This is a genomic window from Glutamicibacter sp. TV12E, assembly GCF_052441935.1.
Lineage (GTDB): Bacteria > Actinomycetota > Actinomycetes > Actinomycetales > Micrococcaceae > Glutamicibacter.
In genome coordinates, this window is sequence record NZ_JBQVVF010000001.1 from 3,022,156 (window position 1) to 3,037,994 (window position 15,839).

Here is a 15,839-nt window from a genome sequence, read left to right on the forward strand (position 1 = left end):
CAACGCCACCATGTTGCGGGGTTTTTTGCAGATTAGACCTAATATTAGACAACTCAGGAGTACAACGCTGTGAAGAGCGCCGTCGAAAACGTCAACCCGACCCGGGTTAAGCTGACCGTTGAAGTTCCTTACGAGGAACTGAAGCCCCGCGTCGATGAGGCGTACAAGACCATCGCTCAGCAGATTCAGATCCCAGGCTTCCGTAAGGGCAAAGTGCCTTCCCGCCTGATCGATCAGCGCGTTGGCCGTGGCTACGTCATCGAGACCGCAGTTAACGAAGGTCTGAACGACTTCTACCAGAAGGCCATGGTTGAGAACGAACTCACCCCTCTGTCCCGCCCAGAGGTAGACATCACCGAGCTGCCTTCGATCGAGAAGGAAGGCGAAGGCCAGCTGGTCTTCACCCTCGAGGTTGACATCCGCCCGAAGGTTGAGCTGCCGGATTACAAGGGCATCGAAGTTTCTGTTGAGGCAAAGGAAGTTGCTGACGAGGACATCGAGAAGGCTCTCGACGACCTGCGTGGCCGCTTTGGCACCTTGAAGGAAGTTGAAGCTCCAGCAGCTGCAGATTCCTTCGTCACCATCGACCTCACCGCTTCGGTAGATGGCGAAGAAGTTGACTCGGCTCAGGGCCTGTCCTACCAGATCGGTTCCGGCAACATGCTTGAGGGCATGGACGAGGCTGTTACCGGCCTGTCCGCTGGCGAAGACGCAACCTTTGAAACCACCCTGGCTGGTGGCGAGCACGCTGGCAAGGCAGCAACCGTCAAGGTTGTTATCAACGCCGTCAAGCAGCGCGAGCTGCCAGAAGCAAACGATGACTTCGCTCAGCTTGCTTCGGAATTCGACACCATTGCCGAACTGCGCGAAAACCTCGCAAAGGATGCAGCAGAGGGCAAGATCGTTGAGCAGGGCGTAGAGGCTCGCGAGCTGGTTCTGGACAAGCTGGTTGAACTGGTAGAGGTTCCAGTTCCTGCTTCGGTTATCGATGAGCAGATCGAGCAGCACTTCAACGCTCCAGACGCCGAAGCCGATCACGACACCGAAGAGCACCGTTCAGAGGTTCGCGAGAACACCGAGCGCGCCTTCAAGAATGAGATCATCCTGGACGCTGTCGCAGACGCCGAGGAAGTCGGCGTGGAGCAGTCCGAGCTGATCGACTACATCGTTCAGACCGCTGGCCAGTACGGCATGGAGCCAAACCAGTTCGCTCAGATGCTGGATGGTGCCGGCCAGGTCCCAATGCTGATGGGCGAGGTTCGTCGTCGCAAGGCATTGGCCAAGGTTCTTGAATTCGCTACCGTCACCGATTCCAAAGGTGCGGCTGTTGACCTGACTTCCTTCGTGAAGCCAGCAGGCGAAGAAGAAGCTGCCGAGGCTGAAGTCGAAGAAGCAAAGTAGTCTTTTCTAGACTCCTATGGCCATTGGCCGCCTTGAAAAAGGCGGCCAATGGCCATTTTTGTTCGCTGCAGGCGTGCATCATGCGCCGTGAGCGAAACAGGGGCATGAATCGCCCCATCAAAGCCTTGAAGTAAGTAATCTCAAAGTAACCAGTTGCAGCTTTGGGGTTGGAAATAGAAATCCCAGAATCTGATCTACACGTTTGGAAGAGGTAGAGAACATGTCAAATGATTCGCGCACTCCTACTATGGCAGCCGTCGATCCGGCCAGCCGAGACGACTACATCTACAACCGCTTGCTCAAGGAGCGCATCATCTGGCTGGGCTCCGAAGTCCGCGACGACAATGCGAATGCCATCTGCTCGCAGTTGCTCCTGCTCTCGGCCGAGGATCCTGAGAAGGACATCTACCTGTACATCAACTCGCCTGGCGGTTCGATCACCGCGGGCATGGCCATCTACGACACGATGAACTTCATCCCGAACGATGTTGTCACCGTGGCTACCGGCCTTGCCGCTTCGATGGGCCAGTTCCTGCTCTCCTCGGGTACCCCGGGCAAGCGCTTCGCGACTCCGAACGCTCGCATCCTGATGCACCAGCCATCTGGCGGTATCGGCGGCACTGCTTCGGATATCAAGATCCAGGCTGAGCTGATCATGCATATGAAGAAGGTCATGAGTGACTTGACCGCTGAGCAGACCGGTCAGAGTGTTGAGCAGATCCTGATTGATAACCAGCGAGACAAGTGGTTCACCGCTGAAGAAGGTCTTGCCTACGGCTTCTTCGACCAGATTGCAAAGCACGCCGGGTCTGTCACCGGTGGTGGCGGAGTAGAACGTCAGTAGCCGAACCCACCACTTGATACCCAAAGATTTGTCCTAGGAGATAACCATGAACTTCAATACTGAAGCTGTCAGTGGCCAGATGCCATCGGCTCGCTACATTCTGCCGCAGTTCGAAGAGCGGACCCCTTACGGGTTCAAGCGCCAGGATCCATACGCAAAGCTGTTCGAGGACCGCATCATCTTCCTCGGCGCTCAGGTCGACGACGCATCGGCTGATGACGTCATGGCGCAGTTGCTGGTCCTGGAATCTATGGATCCAGAGCGTGATGTCACCCTGTACATCAACTCGCCGGGTGGATCGTTCACCGCGATGACTGCAATCTACGACACGATCCAGTTCATCCGCCCAGAGGTACAGACCGTTTGCTTGGGCCAGGCCGCATCGGCTGCAGCTGTCCTGTTGGCTGCCGGTACGCCGGGCAAGCGCCTTGCACTGCCAAACGCACGCGTGCTGATCCACCAGCCAGCGATGGGTGGCGGTGAGCGGGGTACCGCTACGGACCTGCAGATCCAGGCCGAAGAAGTTATGCGCATGCGCAGCTGGCTGGAAGACACCCTGGCTTCGCATTCGGGACAGCCAGTTGAAAAGGTTCGCGATGACGTAGAACGCGACCTGTTCATGACTGCAACGGAAGCCAAGGCCTACGGCATTGTTGATGAGGTCCTGACGCCACGCAAGCTGAACCGCGCTCAGCTGGGCAGCTAGCACTAACTCGGAATAATCCCCGATGAATGGCGGTTTACCAAGTGAGGCCACTTCATGACAACTGAAGTGGCGCAACACAGGTAAACCGCCATATTCATCTAATTTGGGGGACAACTAGCCTAGAATTGAGTAAGTCCACAGCTACTCAAGTAAACAGGAGAATGGTGCGATGGGACGCATGGGTGAAGGCTCGGATCTGCTGAAATGCTCTTTCTGCGGGAAGAGCCAAAAGCAGGTTAAGAAGCTAATTGCAGGCCATGGTGTCTACATTTGTACTGAGTGCATTGAACTTTGCAACGAAATCATTGCTGAAGAGTTTGCAGAAGAACAGGTGCATGAGGAGTTCTCCTTGGCTAAGCCACGAGAGATCTTTGACTCGCTGCAGGAGTACGTCATCGGCCAGGAGAACGCCAAGCGCGCGCTTTCGGTCGCTGTCTACAACCACTACAAGCGCATCCATGGAAACCAGGATCATGGACCCGTGGCGGCATTGACTAATGATGACCCATTGGGTGAAGTCGAAGTCTCAAAGTCGAACATCATGTTGATTGGTCCGACCGGTTGTGGCAAGACCTATCTCGCACAATCCCTGGCCAAGAAACTAAACGTTCCTTTTGCTGTAGCTGATGCGACGAGCTTGACTGAAGCGGGCTATGTCGGTGAAGACGTAGAGAATATCCTGTTGAAGTTGTTGCAAGCAGCAGACTACGACGTTAAGAAAGCCGAAACCGGCATCATCTACATTGACGAAATCGACAAGATCTCCCGCAAGAGCGAGAACCCGTCGATCACGCGCGACGTTTCCGGTGAAGGTGTCCAGCAGGCGTTGTTGAAGATTCTTGAGGGAACTGTTGCTGCTGTTCCACCGCAGGGCGGTCGAAAGCACCCGCACCAGGATTTCATTCAATTGGATACCACCAATATTCTCTTCATTGTTGCCGGCGCTTTCGCGGGTCTAGAAGAGATCATTTCCTCCCGCGCAGGACAAAAAGGTATCGGTTTTGGCGCTCCTTTGACGGCGCTCAAGAACGAGACAGCATCGTACTCGGACGTTCGCCCCGAAGACCTCCTAAAGTTCGGATTGATTCCGGAATTTATCGGCCGCCTTCCAGTGATCACCACTGTTGAACATCTCGACAAGGAAGCACTTGTTCGTGTCTTGACTGAGCCCAAGAACGCTTTGCTCAAGCAGTACCAGAAGATGTTCCAGATGGATGGGGTTGCACTGAGCTTCGATCAGTCGGCGCTTGATGCCGTTGCGGAACTGGCCATCGAACGCGAGACTGGTGCCCGCGGGCTGCGGTCGATCCTGGAAGAAACTCTTGGTGGAGTCATGTTTGACCTGCCAAGTCGTGAAGATGTTGCTGAAGTTGTCGTGACACGTGCCACGGTCATTGACGGTGAAGAACCGGCAATGCTGTCACACGCAATGGTCGCCAAGCGCGACAAGAAGTCCGCCTAACCTGTTCATTGATCAATAGTTTGATTTTCGTAGGAAAGTTGGTAACGCATGGCTGAGCGTCAGCACGTTGATTTCTGGTTTGATCCAATTTGCCCATTTGCCTGGGCAACGAGCCGGTGGATCAAGGAAGTTGAAAAGGTGCGTGACATTGACGTTTCTTGGCACGTCATGAGCCTATCGGTGCTCAACGAGGGCCGGGATTTGCCTGAAGACTATCGTGCAATGATGGATTCGTCGTGGGGTCCGGTGCGCGTAGTTCTGAAAGCTGCAGAAGTGCATGGCGAAGAAGTCAAGGACAGCCTCTACACTGCCATGGGCGAGCTGTTCCATTACGAGAACATCTCCGACCGGGGCGAAGTGATCAAGAAGGCGCTTGAGAGGACCGGTCTGCCTGCAGAACTGGCCGAGGCAGCCGATACCGATGCCAACGACGAAGCCTTGCGAGCCAGCCACGAAACCGGCATTAGCAAGGTCGGCCAAGACGTGGGCACTCCCATCGTAGCTGTGGACGATGTGGCCTTCTTCGGGCCGGTAATCACCCGAGTTCCGACTGGTGAAGACGCAGGAAAGATGTTTGATGCAGCAGCACAGCTGGCATCTTTCCCATACTTCTTCGAAATGAAGCGCACTCGTACCGAGAGCCCAACCTTCGAGTAAGTATTCCGGATGCACCGATAGAAGGACGCTCACAATTCGGGGGCGTCCTTCGTTGCGTTAAGTCTTGGACATCGCGTTGGGTAAAGCTGGCACTTTCAGTGGTCATCCTCAGAATTATTCCCACCGGGGGATAGGTGGCCACCTTATCTAGGGAGTACGTTGTGGAAAGTCGTGTGCATATGCCTCTCTGGCGAAAAATAGTGTCCATTGCCTGCATAGTTGTGGGTGTGATCGTGGCCCCGTTTTCGGTCGGAGCTCTATGGGCCTCAGGGCATCTGACCAATACCGACGGCTTGGTAAAGACGTTGGGCCCTCTGGCGCAGAATCAAAAACTCCAAGAACTGGTTTCTGGGCAAGTCGCGCAGTCAATTTCCGGGCAGCTTCGGATTGAGGAACGCCTTGACGCCGTCGCTGGCTCAGGATGGTTGTCGCGTCTCATCCCCGCTGAAGAGCTGGCATCAAAGGCAAACGAGACAATTGAGAATGCTGCATTGCGAGTCGTTCAATCTGAGAATTTCGCTACGAACTGGCAATCGGCACTACGTGCGAGTCATCAACGAACAGATCAAATCTTCACTGGTCAGAGTTCAGCTTCTCTTGACCAGGCAGGAAATCTAACTTTCGAGCTGGACGCAGTATTCGCCGGGATTTCAAAGACATTGACTGGATTGGGTATTCCGGATCTACCCGTATCGGGCCATTTCGACTGGCAATTGAAATTGATCCAGAACGATGCGCTGCCCATGGTGAAACAGGCTTACCTGGTGGTTGGCAATATTGGACCGTGGGCAATCTACCTGAACGCCGCTTTGCTTGTTGCCGGAATCCTGCTCGCTCCGCGGTACCTCTCAAAATCGTTGTTGTGGCTCGCTGTTGTCACCGCGCTGGGCTTCATCGCAATTAAAACCGTGATTCCCGACTTTATCCAAGAGCGCTTACTGGCCAACATGGATAGGGAACTGGCACGCGCCATTTTTGACCAGATTACCGGTGGCTTGGCCACAAGTTTCATCATCACCGCTGTTGCCGCGGGAATTCTTGGAATGGCGTCAGTGCCTCTTTTGCGCACGCGCATGCGTGAACTCACGAACCACTGACCCACCGGCTTTGCTTGAGTGAATTCGGCTTAAGTCCGCTATTGGAGTACTGCGCAACATCTTGGTTCGAGAAGGAGCCGGCACCGTCCTGGTTCAAGGAGGCCAACGGTTCAATAAATCCTTTTTTGAACGAAAACGGTAACTAATTTTTGCACTCTTCAAGACCGGCCCGGGTGCATAAAGTACCTGATACCGAAGTTTTTCTTTCATAATTTTATTGAGTGCAACCCAGATGCTTCGTATGTCTGGGGGTTCCTCTGATGAGAGCTGGCTAAACCGAATTTTCTGGGACTGTCCTGGTCGCCGGGAACTGATCGCCACGTAACGGGTCGTCTTGTCTCCTGAATCCAACGGCTCGGATTTACCTGTGAAGAACCTGAGTTGCTTCATGTTCGCAGGCTAAACCGCCGGGTTCGTCGACGTTAGCGGAGGAAAAAATTCCTATAGAAATTGTGTGAAGTGTGTGTTTGACTAATTTGCACGAGTGCTGCGGCACACCCATCGATAGTGGCCATCCGCCACTGGACAAGGAGTTATATCGTGCAAGTTCGTTCAGTAAAGTCGAATTCCTCGAAGGTCAAAGGCCGGCGGAGGCTGGCCGGAGCCGCACTTTTGGCAGGCGCCATGATGCTCAGCGTTGCACCAATGGCCAGTGCGGCACCCACCTCAACAAACGATGACATCAAATCGATTAAGATATCGTCGCAGAAGTCTGATTCGGCACTCGAGTATTGGACTGCCGAGCGAATGAAGGCTGCCAAGAGCGCTGACGCACTGGTCGCTGGCAAGTCGGGATCCGCAGCCAAGGTGGATACCAGCAAAGCTTCCAAAGTTCCTGGCCAGTCAGCCAACGCTAAAGCAGGAAAAATCAGCACAAAGGCTGGCGGGAAAACCCGCGGACAAGAGGCGCCCGTATCGCATATCGGCAAGGTGTTCTTCACCCTCGGCGGGCAGGACTATGTTTGCTCCGGCAATTCAGTCGTGTCAACGAACGAATCCACGGTGTCCACCGCGGGCCACTGCTTGAACGAGGGCCCTGGCGCCTTTGCAACTCGCTGGGTTTTCGTACCTGCCTATGAAAATGGAAATGCGCCCTACGGTTCCTTCGCCGCCACCGAACTGGTCACTACCGCCCAGTGGTCAGATGATGGCGACATCACCTACGACACGGGCTTCGCTGTGGTTTCGAACAGCAATGGCACGACACTAACCGACACCGTTGGCGCTTCGGGTGTTGCCTTCAACCAGCCGCGCGGTGAGTACTACACAGCCTATGGTTACCCAGCTGCTTCACCATTCAATGGTGAGACTCTGCAATCCTGTGCCGGTTCGGCAACAGACGATCCATTTGGCCAGACTCAGTCGCAAGGTATACCTTGCAACATGACTGGCGGTTCCTCGGGCGGACCATGGTTCTTGGGCTCGGGCTCATCGTCGTACCAGAACTCGGTAAACAGCTTCGGCTACAACACCGTTCGCAACACGATGTTCGGCCCATACTGGGGCTCGGTAATCCAGCAAGCGTACCAGAACGCGCAAAGCTAGATCGCTGAAGGTGGGCGGAGGAAAAGCAATGAGGCTTTTCGAGGCATTTCAAGGAGAAAGAAGAGACGATGCCACAAGAGCATTCTTCAAAAGACGGGCCCAGCCGCCCACCGCAACGGCATGATTTAGAGCAAGGCGCTGAGGAGCAACTGGAGCACTTCAACGAAGAACGCCGGCGCCAGGCAAAACCAAGAAAACTCATCCGCCCTTCACCGCCAAAGCAAAAAGCGGGGGAGGAGAAGAGCTGAAACGCATTGGGCGGCCATTCCAAGAGGAATGGCCGCCCAATGCGTTTACTTGAAACTAGGCTTCTTCGGCAGGTGCCAACTCAACGTTGGTTACCGTGAGCTCGCCTTCTGCTTCAACCAGTGTCAATTCGCGTGCGTTGGCTGCGGACTTCAGGTCCTCGAAACCAGCGCGCAACTGAGCTACCCGCGCCGGGGATGCCTGGATTTCGCCCGAGAGCACCTCGGTGCGCTGCTTGACCTTCGCATCGGACTTGGCCTTGCGGATGCCCGAAAGGGCTTCGCCAACCAGCGGGAGAACCGCAGGATCGGCGCCCTCGACGGCGCTGGCCAAGTGATCGGTGCCCGGCCACTGGGTCAGGTGCACCGAGCCGGTGCGCCACCAGCCCCAGACCTCTTCGGTGGCGAAGGGCAGGAACGGCGCGAACAGGCGGAGGACCGAATCCAGTGTCGTAGCCAACGCAGCCAGGACGCTGGCCTGCTCGGCCTCGCCATGGCCGCCGTACGCACGGTCCTTGACCAGTTCCACGTAATCATCGGTGAACGACCAGAAGAACGACTCGGTGATATCCAAAGCGCGCGCGTAATCGTAGTTGTCGAAGGCGCGCTTGGCGTCCTCGATCACGGTGGACAGGCGTGCCAGCAGTGAACGATCCAGACCGTTGGTGACAACCGAAGCATCGTCAGCCAAGACGTTGGCCTCGGTGGCGCCCAGATTCAGCACGAACTTCGAAGCATTCAGAATCTTGATGGCCAGGCGGCGGCCAATCTTCATCTGGTTGATTTCGTACGCGGTATCGGCACCCAGCTTGGCGCTGGCTGCCCAATAGCGCACGGCGTCGGCGCCGAACTTCTCCAGCACCTCGTTGGGAACCACGACGTTGCCCTTGGACTTCGACATCTTCTTGCGGTCCGGATCCAGGATCCAGCCCGAAATCGCTGCGTGCTTCCACGGGGCGCTGGCGTGCAGGGAATCTGCGCGGACGGCGGTGGAGAACAGCCAGGTGCGGATGATGTCGTGGCCCTGCGGGCGCAGGTCGAAGGGGTAGACCTTCGAGAAGAACTCGTCGTCGCGGCCCCAGCGGCCCGCGATCTGCGGAGTTAGCGAACTGGTGGCCCAGGTGTCCAAGACGTCGGCATCGCCGATGAAGCCATTGGCGGTGCCACGCTGATCCTCGGTGTAGCCGGTTGGCGCATCCGCGGCCGGATCAACCGGAAGCTGCTCGATGGCCGGCAGGATCGGTGCGTCGTAGTTCGGCTCGCCGTGCTCGTCGACCTGGTACCACACGGGTACCGGAACGCCGAAGAAGCGCTGGCGGGAGACCAGCCAGTCGCCGTTCAAGCCCGATACCCAGTTCTCGTAGCGCGAGCGCATGAACGAAGGATGGAAGTCGATTTCCTTGCCGCGGGCAATCATCTGGTCGCGGCGCTCTTCATCGCGGCCACCATTGCGGATGTACCACTGGCGGGAAGTCACGATTTCTAGGGGCTTGTCGCCCTTTTCGAAGAAGTTCACCGGACGCGAGATCTTCTTCGGTTCTCCGTCAAGCAGGCCCGCGTCGGTCAGCAGCTCGACCATGGTTTCCTTGGCGGAGAACACCATCTTGCCGGCGATCTGGGCGTAGGATTCCTTGCCGGCTTCGGTGGTGATCCACTCCGGGGTCTCGGCCAGGATGCGGCCGTCGCGCCCGATGATGGGACGGGTTGGCAGCTGCAGTTCGCGCCACCAGGTCACGTCGGTCAAGTCGCCGAAAGTGCACACCATGGCGATGCCCGAACCCTTGTCGGCCTGGGCCAGCGGGTGCGGGTGCACGGTGACCGGGACGCCGAAGAGCGGGGAGGTGACGGTCTTGCCGAACAGGTGCTGGTAGCGTTCGTCATCCGGGTGGGCCACCAGTGCGGCGCAGGCCGCCAGCAGCTCCGGACGGGTGGTCTCGATGAAGACCTGCTCGCCGTTCTCGGCGTTGAAGCCATAGCGGTAGTACGCGCCGGGCATTTCGCGGTCTTCAAGCTCGGCCTGGGCCACGGCGGTGCGGAAGGTGACATCCCACAAGGTCGGTGCCTCGGACATGTAGGCATCGCCCTTGGCCAGGTTCTCCAGGAAGGCACGCTGGGACGCAGCGCGGGAGTTGTCGTCAATGGTGCGGTAGGTCATGCGCCAGTCAACGGACAGGCCCAGGGTGGTGAACAGCTGCTCGAAGACCTTTTCGTCTTCGACTGCCAGCTCCTCGCACACCTCGATGAAGTTCTTGCGGCTGATAACGTCCCAGTCGCGCTGGTTCTTGGCCGGTTTTTCTGGTGGACGGTAGCCCTCGATGTACGGCTTGGTCGGGTCGCAGCGCACCCCGAAGTAGTTCTGCACGCGGCGTTCGGTCGGCAAGCCGTTGTCATCCCAGCCCAGTGGGTAGAAAACGTTCTTTCCGCTCATGCGCTGGTAGCGGGCCAACACGTCGGTCTGCGTGTAGGAGAACATGTGTCCTACGTGCAGGGACCCGGACGCCGTTGGCGGGGGAGTGTCGATGGAGTACACGGACTCGCGAGTGGTGTCCTCGTTGAAGTGATAGGTGCCCTCGGTGCGCCACCGGGACGAAAGACGTTCTTCCAAGCCTTCCAAAGCGGGCTTGTCAGGAACGGAAACCGTTGCGGGCGTGTCTGTGCCCAAGTTTTCTTCTGCCATAGCCTTATTCTTTCATGTTTTGCACAGCGACAAGGCATTGTTTCCCATGGTCTGCGCCACGATGCCGCCAAGGGCGGGTAAAACCGCGTTTTGGCCGCATTTCGGGCAGAAAGCAGAGGTCAACAGCCACAGCTCCTGGCATCCTGCAATTTGCCCATGAAGCAGTTGGGATCTGGAGGTCCTGAAACGTAAGAGAAATTCACGCCTTACCAGCTGGCAATGAAGTAGCCATAGAGTTGGAGGTATGACTAACACAGAATTTCAAGCATCCCGTTCCGCCGTTGTCACCGGCGCTTCTAGCGGTATTGGCCAGGCCACCGTTCGAGCCCTGCGCAATCAAGGATGGACCGTTTTCGCTGTCGCGCGCCGTGCGGATCGATTGGAAGCTCTTGCCCAGCAGACGGGTGCGATGTCCGTCCCTGCGGATGTCAGCGTCCAAACCGATGTTGAGGTATTGGCCAAGACTGTTGAAGCCGCAGGAGGCATCGATACACTGATCAATTGCGCCGGTGGCGCACGAGGTACTGAGTACTGGGCCGATGCCATTGACGAGGACTGGGAATTCATGTGGCAGGCCAATGTCATGGGAACGATGAGGCTTACTCGCGCCCTGTTGCCACAGTTGCGCCAGGCCCGGGGCACGGTCCTGAACGTGACCTCGACAGCAGCGCTAGCAAGCTACGAAGGCGGCAGTGGATACAACGCCGCCAAGGCGGCCGAGCGTGCCATGACCCAGGCTTTGCGTTTGGAAGAAGTGGAAAACGGCTTGCGAGTCATCGAGATCCTCCCTGGCCTGGTGCAAACCGAGGAATTCGCGCTGCGGCGCCTTGGCAGCCAAAGCGCGGCAGACAGTGTCTATGCCGGGGTTGACAATCCGTTGACGGCCGAAGATGTCGCCGAGGTGATTCGCTACGCCGTCAGCGCTCCAGCCCACGTTAATCTCGACGAGATCGTCATCCGGCCCCAGGCGCAAGCAGCCAACCACAAGCTAATCCGCAACGCCAAATAATCGTTGCGCAACCCACCGTTGAGGATTTATTCAATGAGCCAAAAAACCCAGCGCACGATTCACGTAGTTGCAACATCGCACGGAACGGACAATGCCAACGGCCAACAGCTGATCCACGATTTGCGAGCCCAGCTCGAAGAGCTGGGCAAGGACCAGATTCCAGCCTCGCTGGTATGGCACGAGGCCTACGTGGATGTGCAGCAGCCGTCGTTGGATGACGTGGTTGCCGGACTGCCAGGTGCGGAACCAGCCGTGGTTCTGCCGCTGCTGGTTTCAGATGGCGTGCACACCACCCTCGACATCGCCAAGGCCGTGGATTCCCGAGAAAATACTGTGTCGGCCGGTCCGCTAGGTCCGATGCCCGAGCTTGCCCAGGTCCTCGCGGACCGGGCTGAAGAGCATCTCGACGGTGACCCAATGGTCGTCCTGGCCGCTGCGGGCACCCGGCTTGAAATCGGCCAACGCCAAGTCCGCGACCTCGCCGGGCAAATTTCGCGCATCCTAGACCGTGACGTGCCTGTTGGCTATTGCGCCGGAGCAAAACCACAGATCTCAGAAGTTGTTGACGGCGCGTTAAAGCGTCCGGTGCTTGTTCTGAGTTCCTTGCTGGCCGACGGATACTTCCAGTACAAGCTCGCTAGCACGGGAGCAGATGTGGTGACAAGGCCTCTTTTACCTGACGTAACGATTGCGCAATGTTTCCTCGTGCGTCTCCAAGAGACGCTAAAACAGGCCGGTTATATGTCGCCAAATGACGAAGTTCTAACTCAGTAGGCAACCAGCGGTCATGTGACTACTTGCGTTTGCCGTCCCCCTGGGGTGGGTTTCTACGCTGGATTACATGACGCAGACAACCACACCCGCTCGTCCTAAGAGGGCGGCAAAGCCCAATGGCCAATGGAAAATCGACGGCCCTGCGCCGTTGAACGCCAACGAAGAAATGAAGGCCGCGGATAACGGCCTGAACGTGCGCCAGCGCATCGAGGAAATCTACTCGAAGCAGGGCTTCGATTCCATTGACCCAGAGGACCTGCACGGGCGCTTCCGCTGGTGGGGCCTCTACACCCAGCGTGCCCAGGGGATCCCGGGCGGCAAGACTGCGACGCTGACCCCCGAAGAACTTGAAGACCGCTACTTCATGCTGCGCGTGCGCATCGACGGTGGCGCGCTGACCACTGAGCAGCTGCGCGTCATCGGCCAGATCTCCACCGAGTTTGCCCGCGACACCGCGGATTTGACGGACCGCCAGAACGTCCAGCTCCACTGGATCGACGTTGTCGACGTGCCTGAGATCTGGCAGCGGCTGGAAGCCGTGGGCCTGCACACCACCGAGGCCTGCGGCGACGTTCCCCGCGTGATCCTCGGTTCGCCGGTAGCTGGCATCAGCAAGGACGAGATCATCGATCCGACCCCGGTGATCGCCGAAATTTCCCGCCGCTACATCGGCAAGCCGGAATTCGCGAACCTGCCACGCAAGTTCAAGACGGCCATCACCGGCCACCCCAGCCAGGATGTCGTGCACGAAATCAATGACATCGCCCTGATCGGCACCGTCCACCCGGAACTTGGCCCCGGATACGACCTCTGGGTGGGTGGCGGCTTGTCCGCCAGCCCGCGGCTGGGCGAGCGTCTCGGCGCCTTCGTCACCGAAGAGCAAGCGCCAGATGTCTGGGAAGGCATTGTCTCGATTTTCCGCGATTACGGCTTCCGCCGTCTGCGCAACCGTGCGCGCCTGAAGTTCCTGCTGGCCGAATGGGGCACCGAGAAAATGCGCCAGGTGCTGCAGGACGAATACCTGGGCTATGAGCTGCCCGACGGCCCGTTGCCTGTCCAGCCGACCGAGGCCGGGGACCACAGCGGAGTGAACGAGCAGAAGGACGGCAAGTTCTACATCGGGCTGACTGCTCCAGCAGGGCGAGTCTCGGGCACCTCGCTGACCGCTCTGGCTGATCTGGCTGAGGCACACGGATCCACCCGGCTGCGCACCACCCCGCACCAGAAGATCATTGCGCTGGACATCGCCGAAGACCAGGTCAAGGGCTTTGTCGGTGCGGCCCGCAGCCTGGGGCTGGAAGCGTACCCGAGCCTGTTCAAGCGTTCGGCGATCGCCTGCACCGGTATCGAATTCTGCAAGCTGGCGATCGTGGATACCAAGGACACCATGATCGACGCCGTGGCAAAAATCGAAGATCGCCTGGCCGACCATGAGGGCAAGCTGCCGCGCCAGCTGTCGCTGCACGTGAATGGCTGCCCGAACTCGTGCGCCCGCATCCAGACCGCCGACTTGGGCTTCAAGGGCCAGCTGATCACCAATGAGCAAGGTGAACAGGTTTCTGGCTTCCAGGTGCACCTGGGCGGGACCCTGGCCGGTTTCGAAAATGGCGAAGCGGCCCTGGGCCGCACGGTCCGCGGCCTGAAAGTCGCTGCCGATGAACTTCCCGAATATGTAGAACGCGTTGTCAAGAACTACTCGGCTTCCGCCACAGAAGGCGAGTCTTTCGCCGCCTGGGCCCACCGAGCCGAAGAGGATGAACTGAAATGAGCCAGCAGACCCCTAACCGCACCCGCAGCGAAGCAGAACTGCGCGAAATCGCACGGCTCGGAGCTGAAGAGCTGGCGTGGGATGCCAGCGCCGCGGAGGTTGTCGCCTTTGCCGCCAAGCACTTTGACGCCAGCGAAGTAGCCGTGGCCTGCTCCATGGCTGATGCGGTACTTCCGCAAGTCGTTGCCGAGCAGCTTCCGAAGGTCGATGTTCTCTTCCTCGACACCGGCTACCACTTTGTCGAAACCCGCAGCACCCGCGATGAGGTGGCCCGCGTCCTGGACGTGAACATTGTCGATGTCCTTCCCGAGCTCACCGTGGCCGAACAGGACGCCAAATATGGCAAGGACCTCTTTGCCAGCAATCCGGCGCAGTGCTGCCAGATGCGCAAGGTGGACCCGCTGGCCAAGTCCCTGGGCGGCTACAGCGCCTGGTTCACCGGGGTCCGCCGCGACGAGGCTCCCACGCGAACCAATACTCCGTTGGTGACTTTTGACGAAAAGAACGGGCTGGTCAAGTTCAACCCCTTGGCACCGTGGAGCTTTGACGAGCTGATCGACTACGCCACCGACAAGCAGGTCCCCGTGAACCTGTTGCTGTCCAACGGCTACCCATCCATCGGTTGCGAACCGTGCACCCGGCCCGTTGCCGAGGGCGAAGATCCTCGTGCCGGCCGATGGGCCGGGCTGAACAAGACCGAATGCGGCATCCACATCTAAGGAGCAAGCCATGACCATTACCGCTAACGCCCCCACCGGCACCCAGCGCAGCGTACTGGACGCCCTGGAAGCTGAATCCATCCACATCATCCGTGAAGTCCTCGCCGAATTCGAGAAGCCAGGTCTGCTCTTCTCCGGCGGCAAGGACTCCGTGGTGGTCCTGCACCTGCTGGCAAAGGCCGTCGCGCCACTGCGCGTGCCGATCCCGGTGGTGCACATCGACACCGGCCACAACTTTGCCGAAGTCCTGAATTTCCGCGATTCAGTAGTCGAAAAGTACGGGCTGAACCTTGTAGTCGGCTCCGTGCAGGAGTACATCGACCGCGGCGAGCTGACCGAGCTGCCAGATGGCACCCGCAACCGCCTGCAGACTCGTGTCCTGCTGGACACCATCGAAAACAACGGTTTCGATGTCGTCTTCGGCGGCGCCCGCCGCGACGAGGACAAGGCCCGCGCCAAGGAGCGCATCCTGTCGCTGCGCGACGAATTCGGCGTCTGGGATCCGCGCAACCAGCGCCCGGAAATCTGGAGCCTGTACAACGGCCGCCACGAGCCGGACTGGCATGTGCGCGCCTTCCCGATTTCCAACTGGACCGAACGCGATATCTGGGCCTACATCCAGCGCGAAAACATCGAGCTGCCATCGATCTACTTTGCTCATTGCCGCCAGGTCTTTGAACGAGACGGCATGTGGCGGGCGCTGACCCCGGTGAGCCAGCCCAATGATGACGAGCCGGTGATCATCAAGCAGGTGCGCTACCGCACCGTGGGTGACGCCAGCTGCACCGGAGCTGTGCTCTCGGCCGCCGACACCGTAGCGAAGGTGCTCGACGAACTGGCCATCGCCACCGTCACCGAACGCGGGGCCACCCGCGCCGATGACCGCATTTCCGCCGCGGGAATGGAAGACCGCAAGACCGAAGGGTACTTCTAAA

General features: G+C 58.3%; 13 protein-coding genes. 12 read left to right on the forward strand and 1 reads right to left on the reverse strand.

Annotation, left to right across the window (positions count from 1 at the left end; genetic code table 11):
* The first annotated feature begins 69 nt into the window (after positions 1-69).
* The 7 genes from tig (at position 70) to ACT7DV_RS14470 (ending at position 7,712) form a co-directional block, all read left to right on the forward strand.
* Positions 70-1,401, forward strand: coding sequence for a trigger factor (tig, locus tag ACT7DV_RS14440; RefSeq protein ID WP_444663576.1), 1,332 nt, complete (start codon positions 70-72; stop codon positions 1,399-1,401).
* A gap of 247 nt (positions 1,402-1,648) precedes the next feature.
* Positions 1,649-2,245 (forward strand): ATP-dependent Clp protease proteolytic subunit, encoded by a 597-nt coding sequence (locus ACT7DV_RS14445; protein WP_060701803.1) that lies wholly within the window; start codon positions 1,649-1,651, stop codon positions 2,243-2,245.
* A 46-nt stretch (positions 2,246-2,291) separates the two neighbouring features.
* Positions 2,292-2,951, forward strand: a complete 660-nt coding sequence (locus tag ACT7DV_RS14450) for an ATP-dependent Clp protease proteolytic subunit (protein ID WP_146275271.1) — start codon at positions 2,292-2,294, stop codon at positions 2,949-2,951.
* Between the two features lie 169 nt (positions 2,952-3,120).
* Positions 3,121-4,413 carry an ATP-dependent Clp protease ATP-binding subunit ClpX gene (gene clpX / locus ACT7DV_RS14455; RefSeq protein ID WP_060701801.1) on the forward strand — a complete coding sequence of 431 codons (1,293 nt, stop codon included), beginning with the start codon at positions 3,121-3,123 and terminating at the stop codon, positions 4,411-4,413.
* A 48-nt stretch (positions 4,414-4,461) separates the two neighbouring features.
* A complete protein-coding gene (locus tag ACT7DV_RS14460) occupies positions 4,462-5,070 on the forward strand; it encodes a mycothiol-dependent nitroreductase Rv2466c family protein (protein WP_444663578.1) in 609 nt (202 codons plus the stop codon).
* 227 nt (positions 5,071-5,297) lie between these two features.
* Entirely contained in the window at positions 5,298-6,167 is an 870-nt protein-coding gene (locus tag ACT7DV_RS14465) for a hypothetical protein (RefSeq protein WP_444663580.1), read from the forward strand.
* 540 nt (positions 6,168-6,707) lie between these two features.
* Positions 6,708-7,712 (forward strand): trypsin-like serine peptidase, encoded by a 1,005-nt coding sequence (locus tag ACT7DV_RS14470; protein ID WP_444663582.1) that lies wholly within the window; start codon positions 6,708-6,710, stop codon positions 7,710-7,712.
* Positions 7,713-8,015: 303 nt separating this feature from the next.
* Here ACT7DV_RS14470 and valS read toward each other — a convergent pair whose 3' ends face one another.
* Entirely contained in the window at positions 8,016-10,634 is a 2,619-nt protein-coding gene (gene valS, locus ACT7DV_RS14475; protein ID WP_444663584.1) for a valine--tRNA ligase, read from the reverse strand.
* Positions 10,635-10,878: 244 nt separating this feature from the next.
* Here valS and ACT7DV_RS14480 point away from each other — a divergent pair, with 244 nt between their 5' ends.
* The 5 genes from ACT7DV_RS14480 to cysD all read left to right on the forward strand — a co-directional run bounded on the left by ACT7DV_RS14480 (position 10,879) and on the right by cysD (position 15,838).
* On the forward strand, positions 10,879-11,643 hold the full coding sequence (locus ACT7DV_RS14480; protein WP_444663586.1) for an SDR family oxidoreductase: 765 nt from the start codon (positions 10,879-10,881) through the stop codon (positions 11,641-11,643).
* A gap of 33 nt (positions 11,644-11,676) precedes the next feature.
* Positions 11,677-12,417 (forward strand): sirohydrochlorin chelatase, encoded by a 741-nt coding sequence (locus ACT7DV_RS14485; RefSeq protein WP_444663588.1) that lies wholly within the window; start codon positions 11,677-11,679, stop codon positions 12,415-12,417.
* Between the two features lie 67 nt (positions 12,418-12,484).
* Positions 12,485-14,185: a nitrite/sulfite reductase gene (locus ACT7DV_RS14490; RefSeq protein ID WP_060701794.1), complete on the forward strand. Its 1,701-nt coding sequence runs from the start codon at positions 12,485-12,487 to the stop codon at positions 14,183-14,185.
* The gene (locus ACT7DV_RS14495) at positions 14,182-14,904 is read left to right on the forward strand and encodes a phosphoadenylyl-sulfate reductase (protein ID WP_444663590.1); all 723 of its coding nucleotides are present in this window, start codon (positions 14,182-14,184) and stop codon (positions 14,902-14,904) included. Before ACT7DV_RS14490 ends, ACT7DV_RS14495 begins: the two co-directional genes overlap by 4 nt.
* A 10-nt stretch (positions 14,905-14,914) precedes the next feature.
* Positions 14,915-15,838 carry a sulfate adenylyltransferase subunit CysD gene (gene cysD, locus ACT7DV_RS14500; protein ID WP_444663592.1) on the forward strand — a complete coding sequence of 308 codons (924 nt, stop codon included), beginning with the start codon at positions 14,915-14,917 and terminating at the stop codon, positions 15,836-15,838.
* Position 15,839 lies beyond the last annotated feature (1 nt).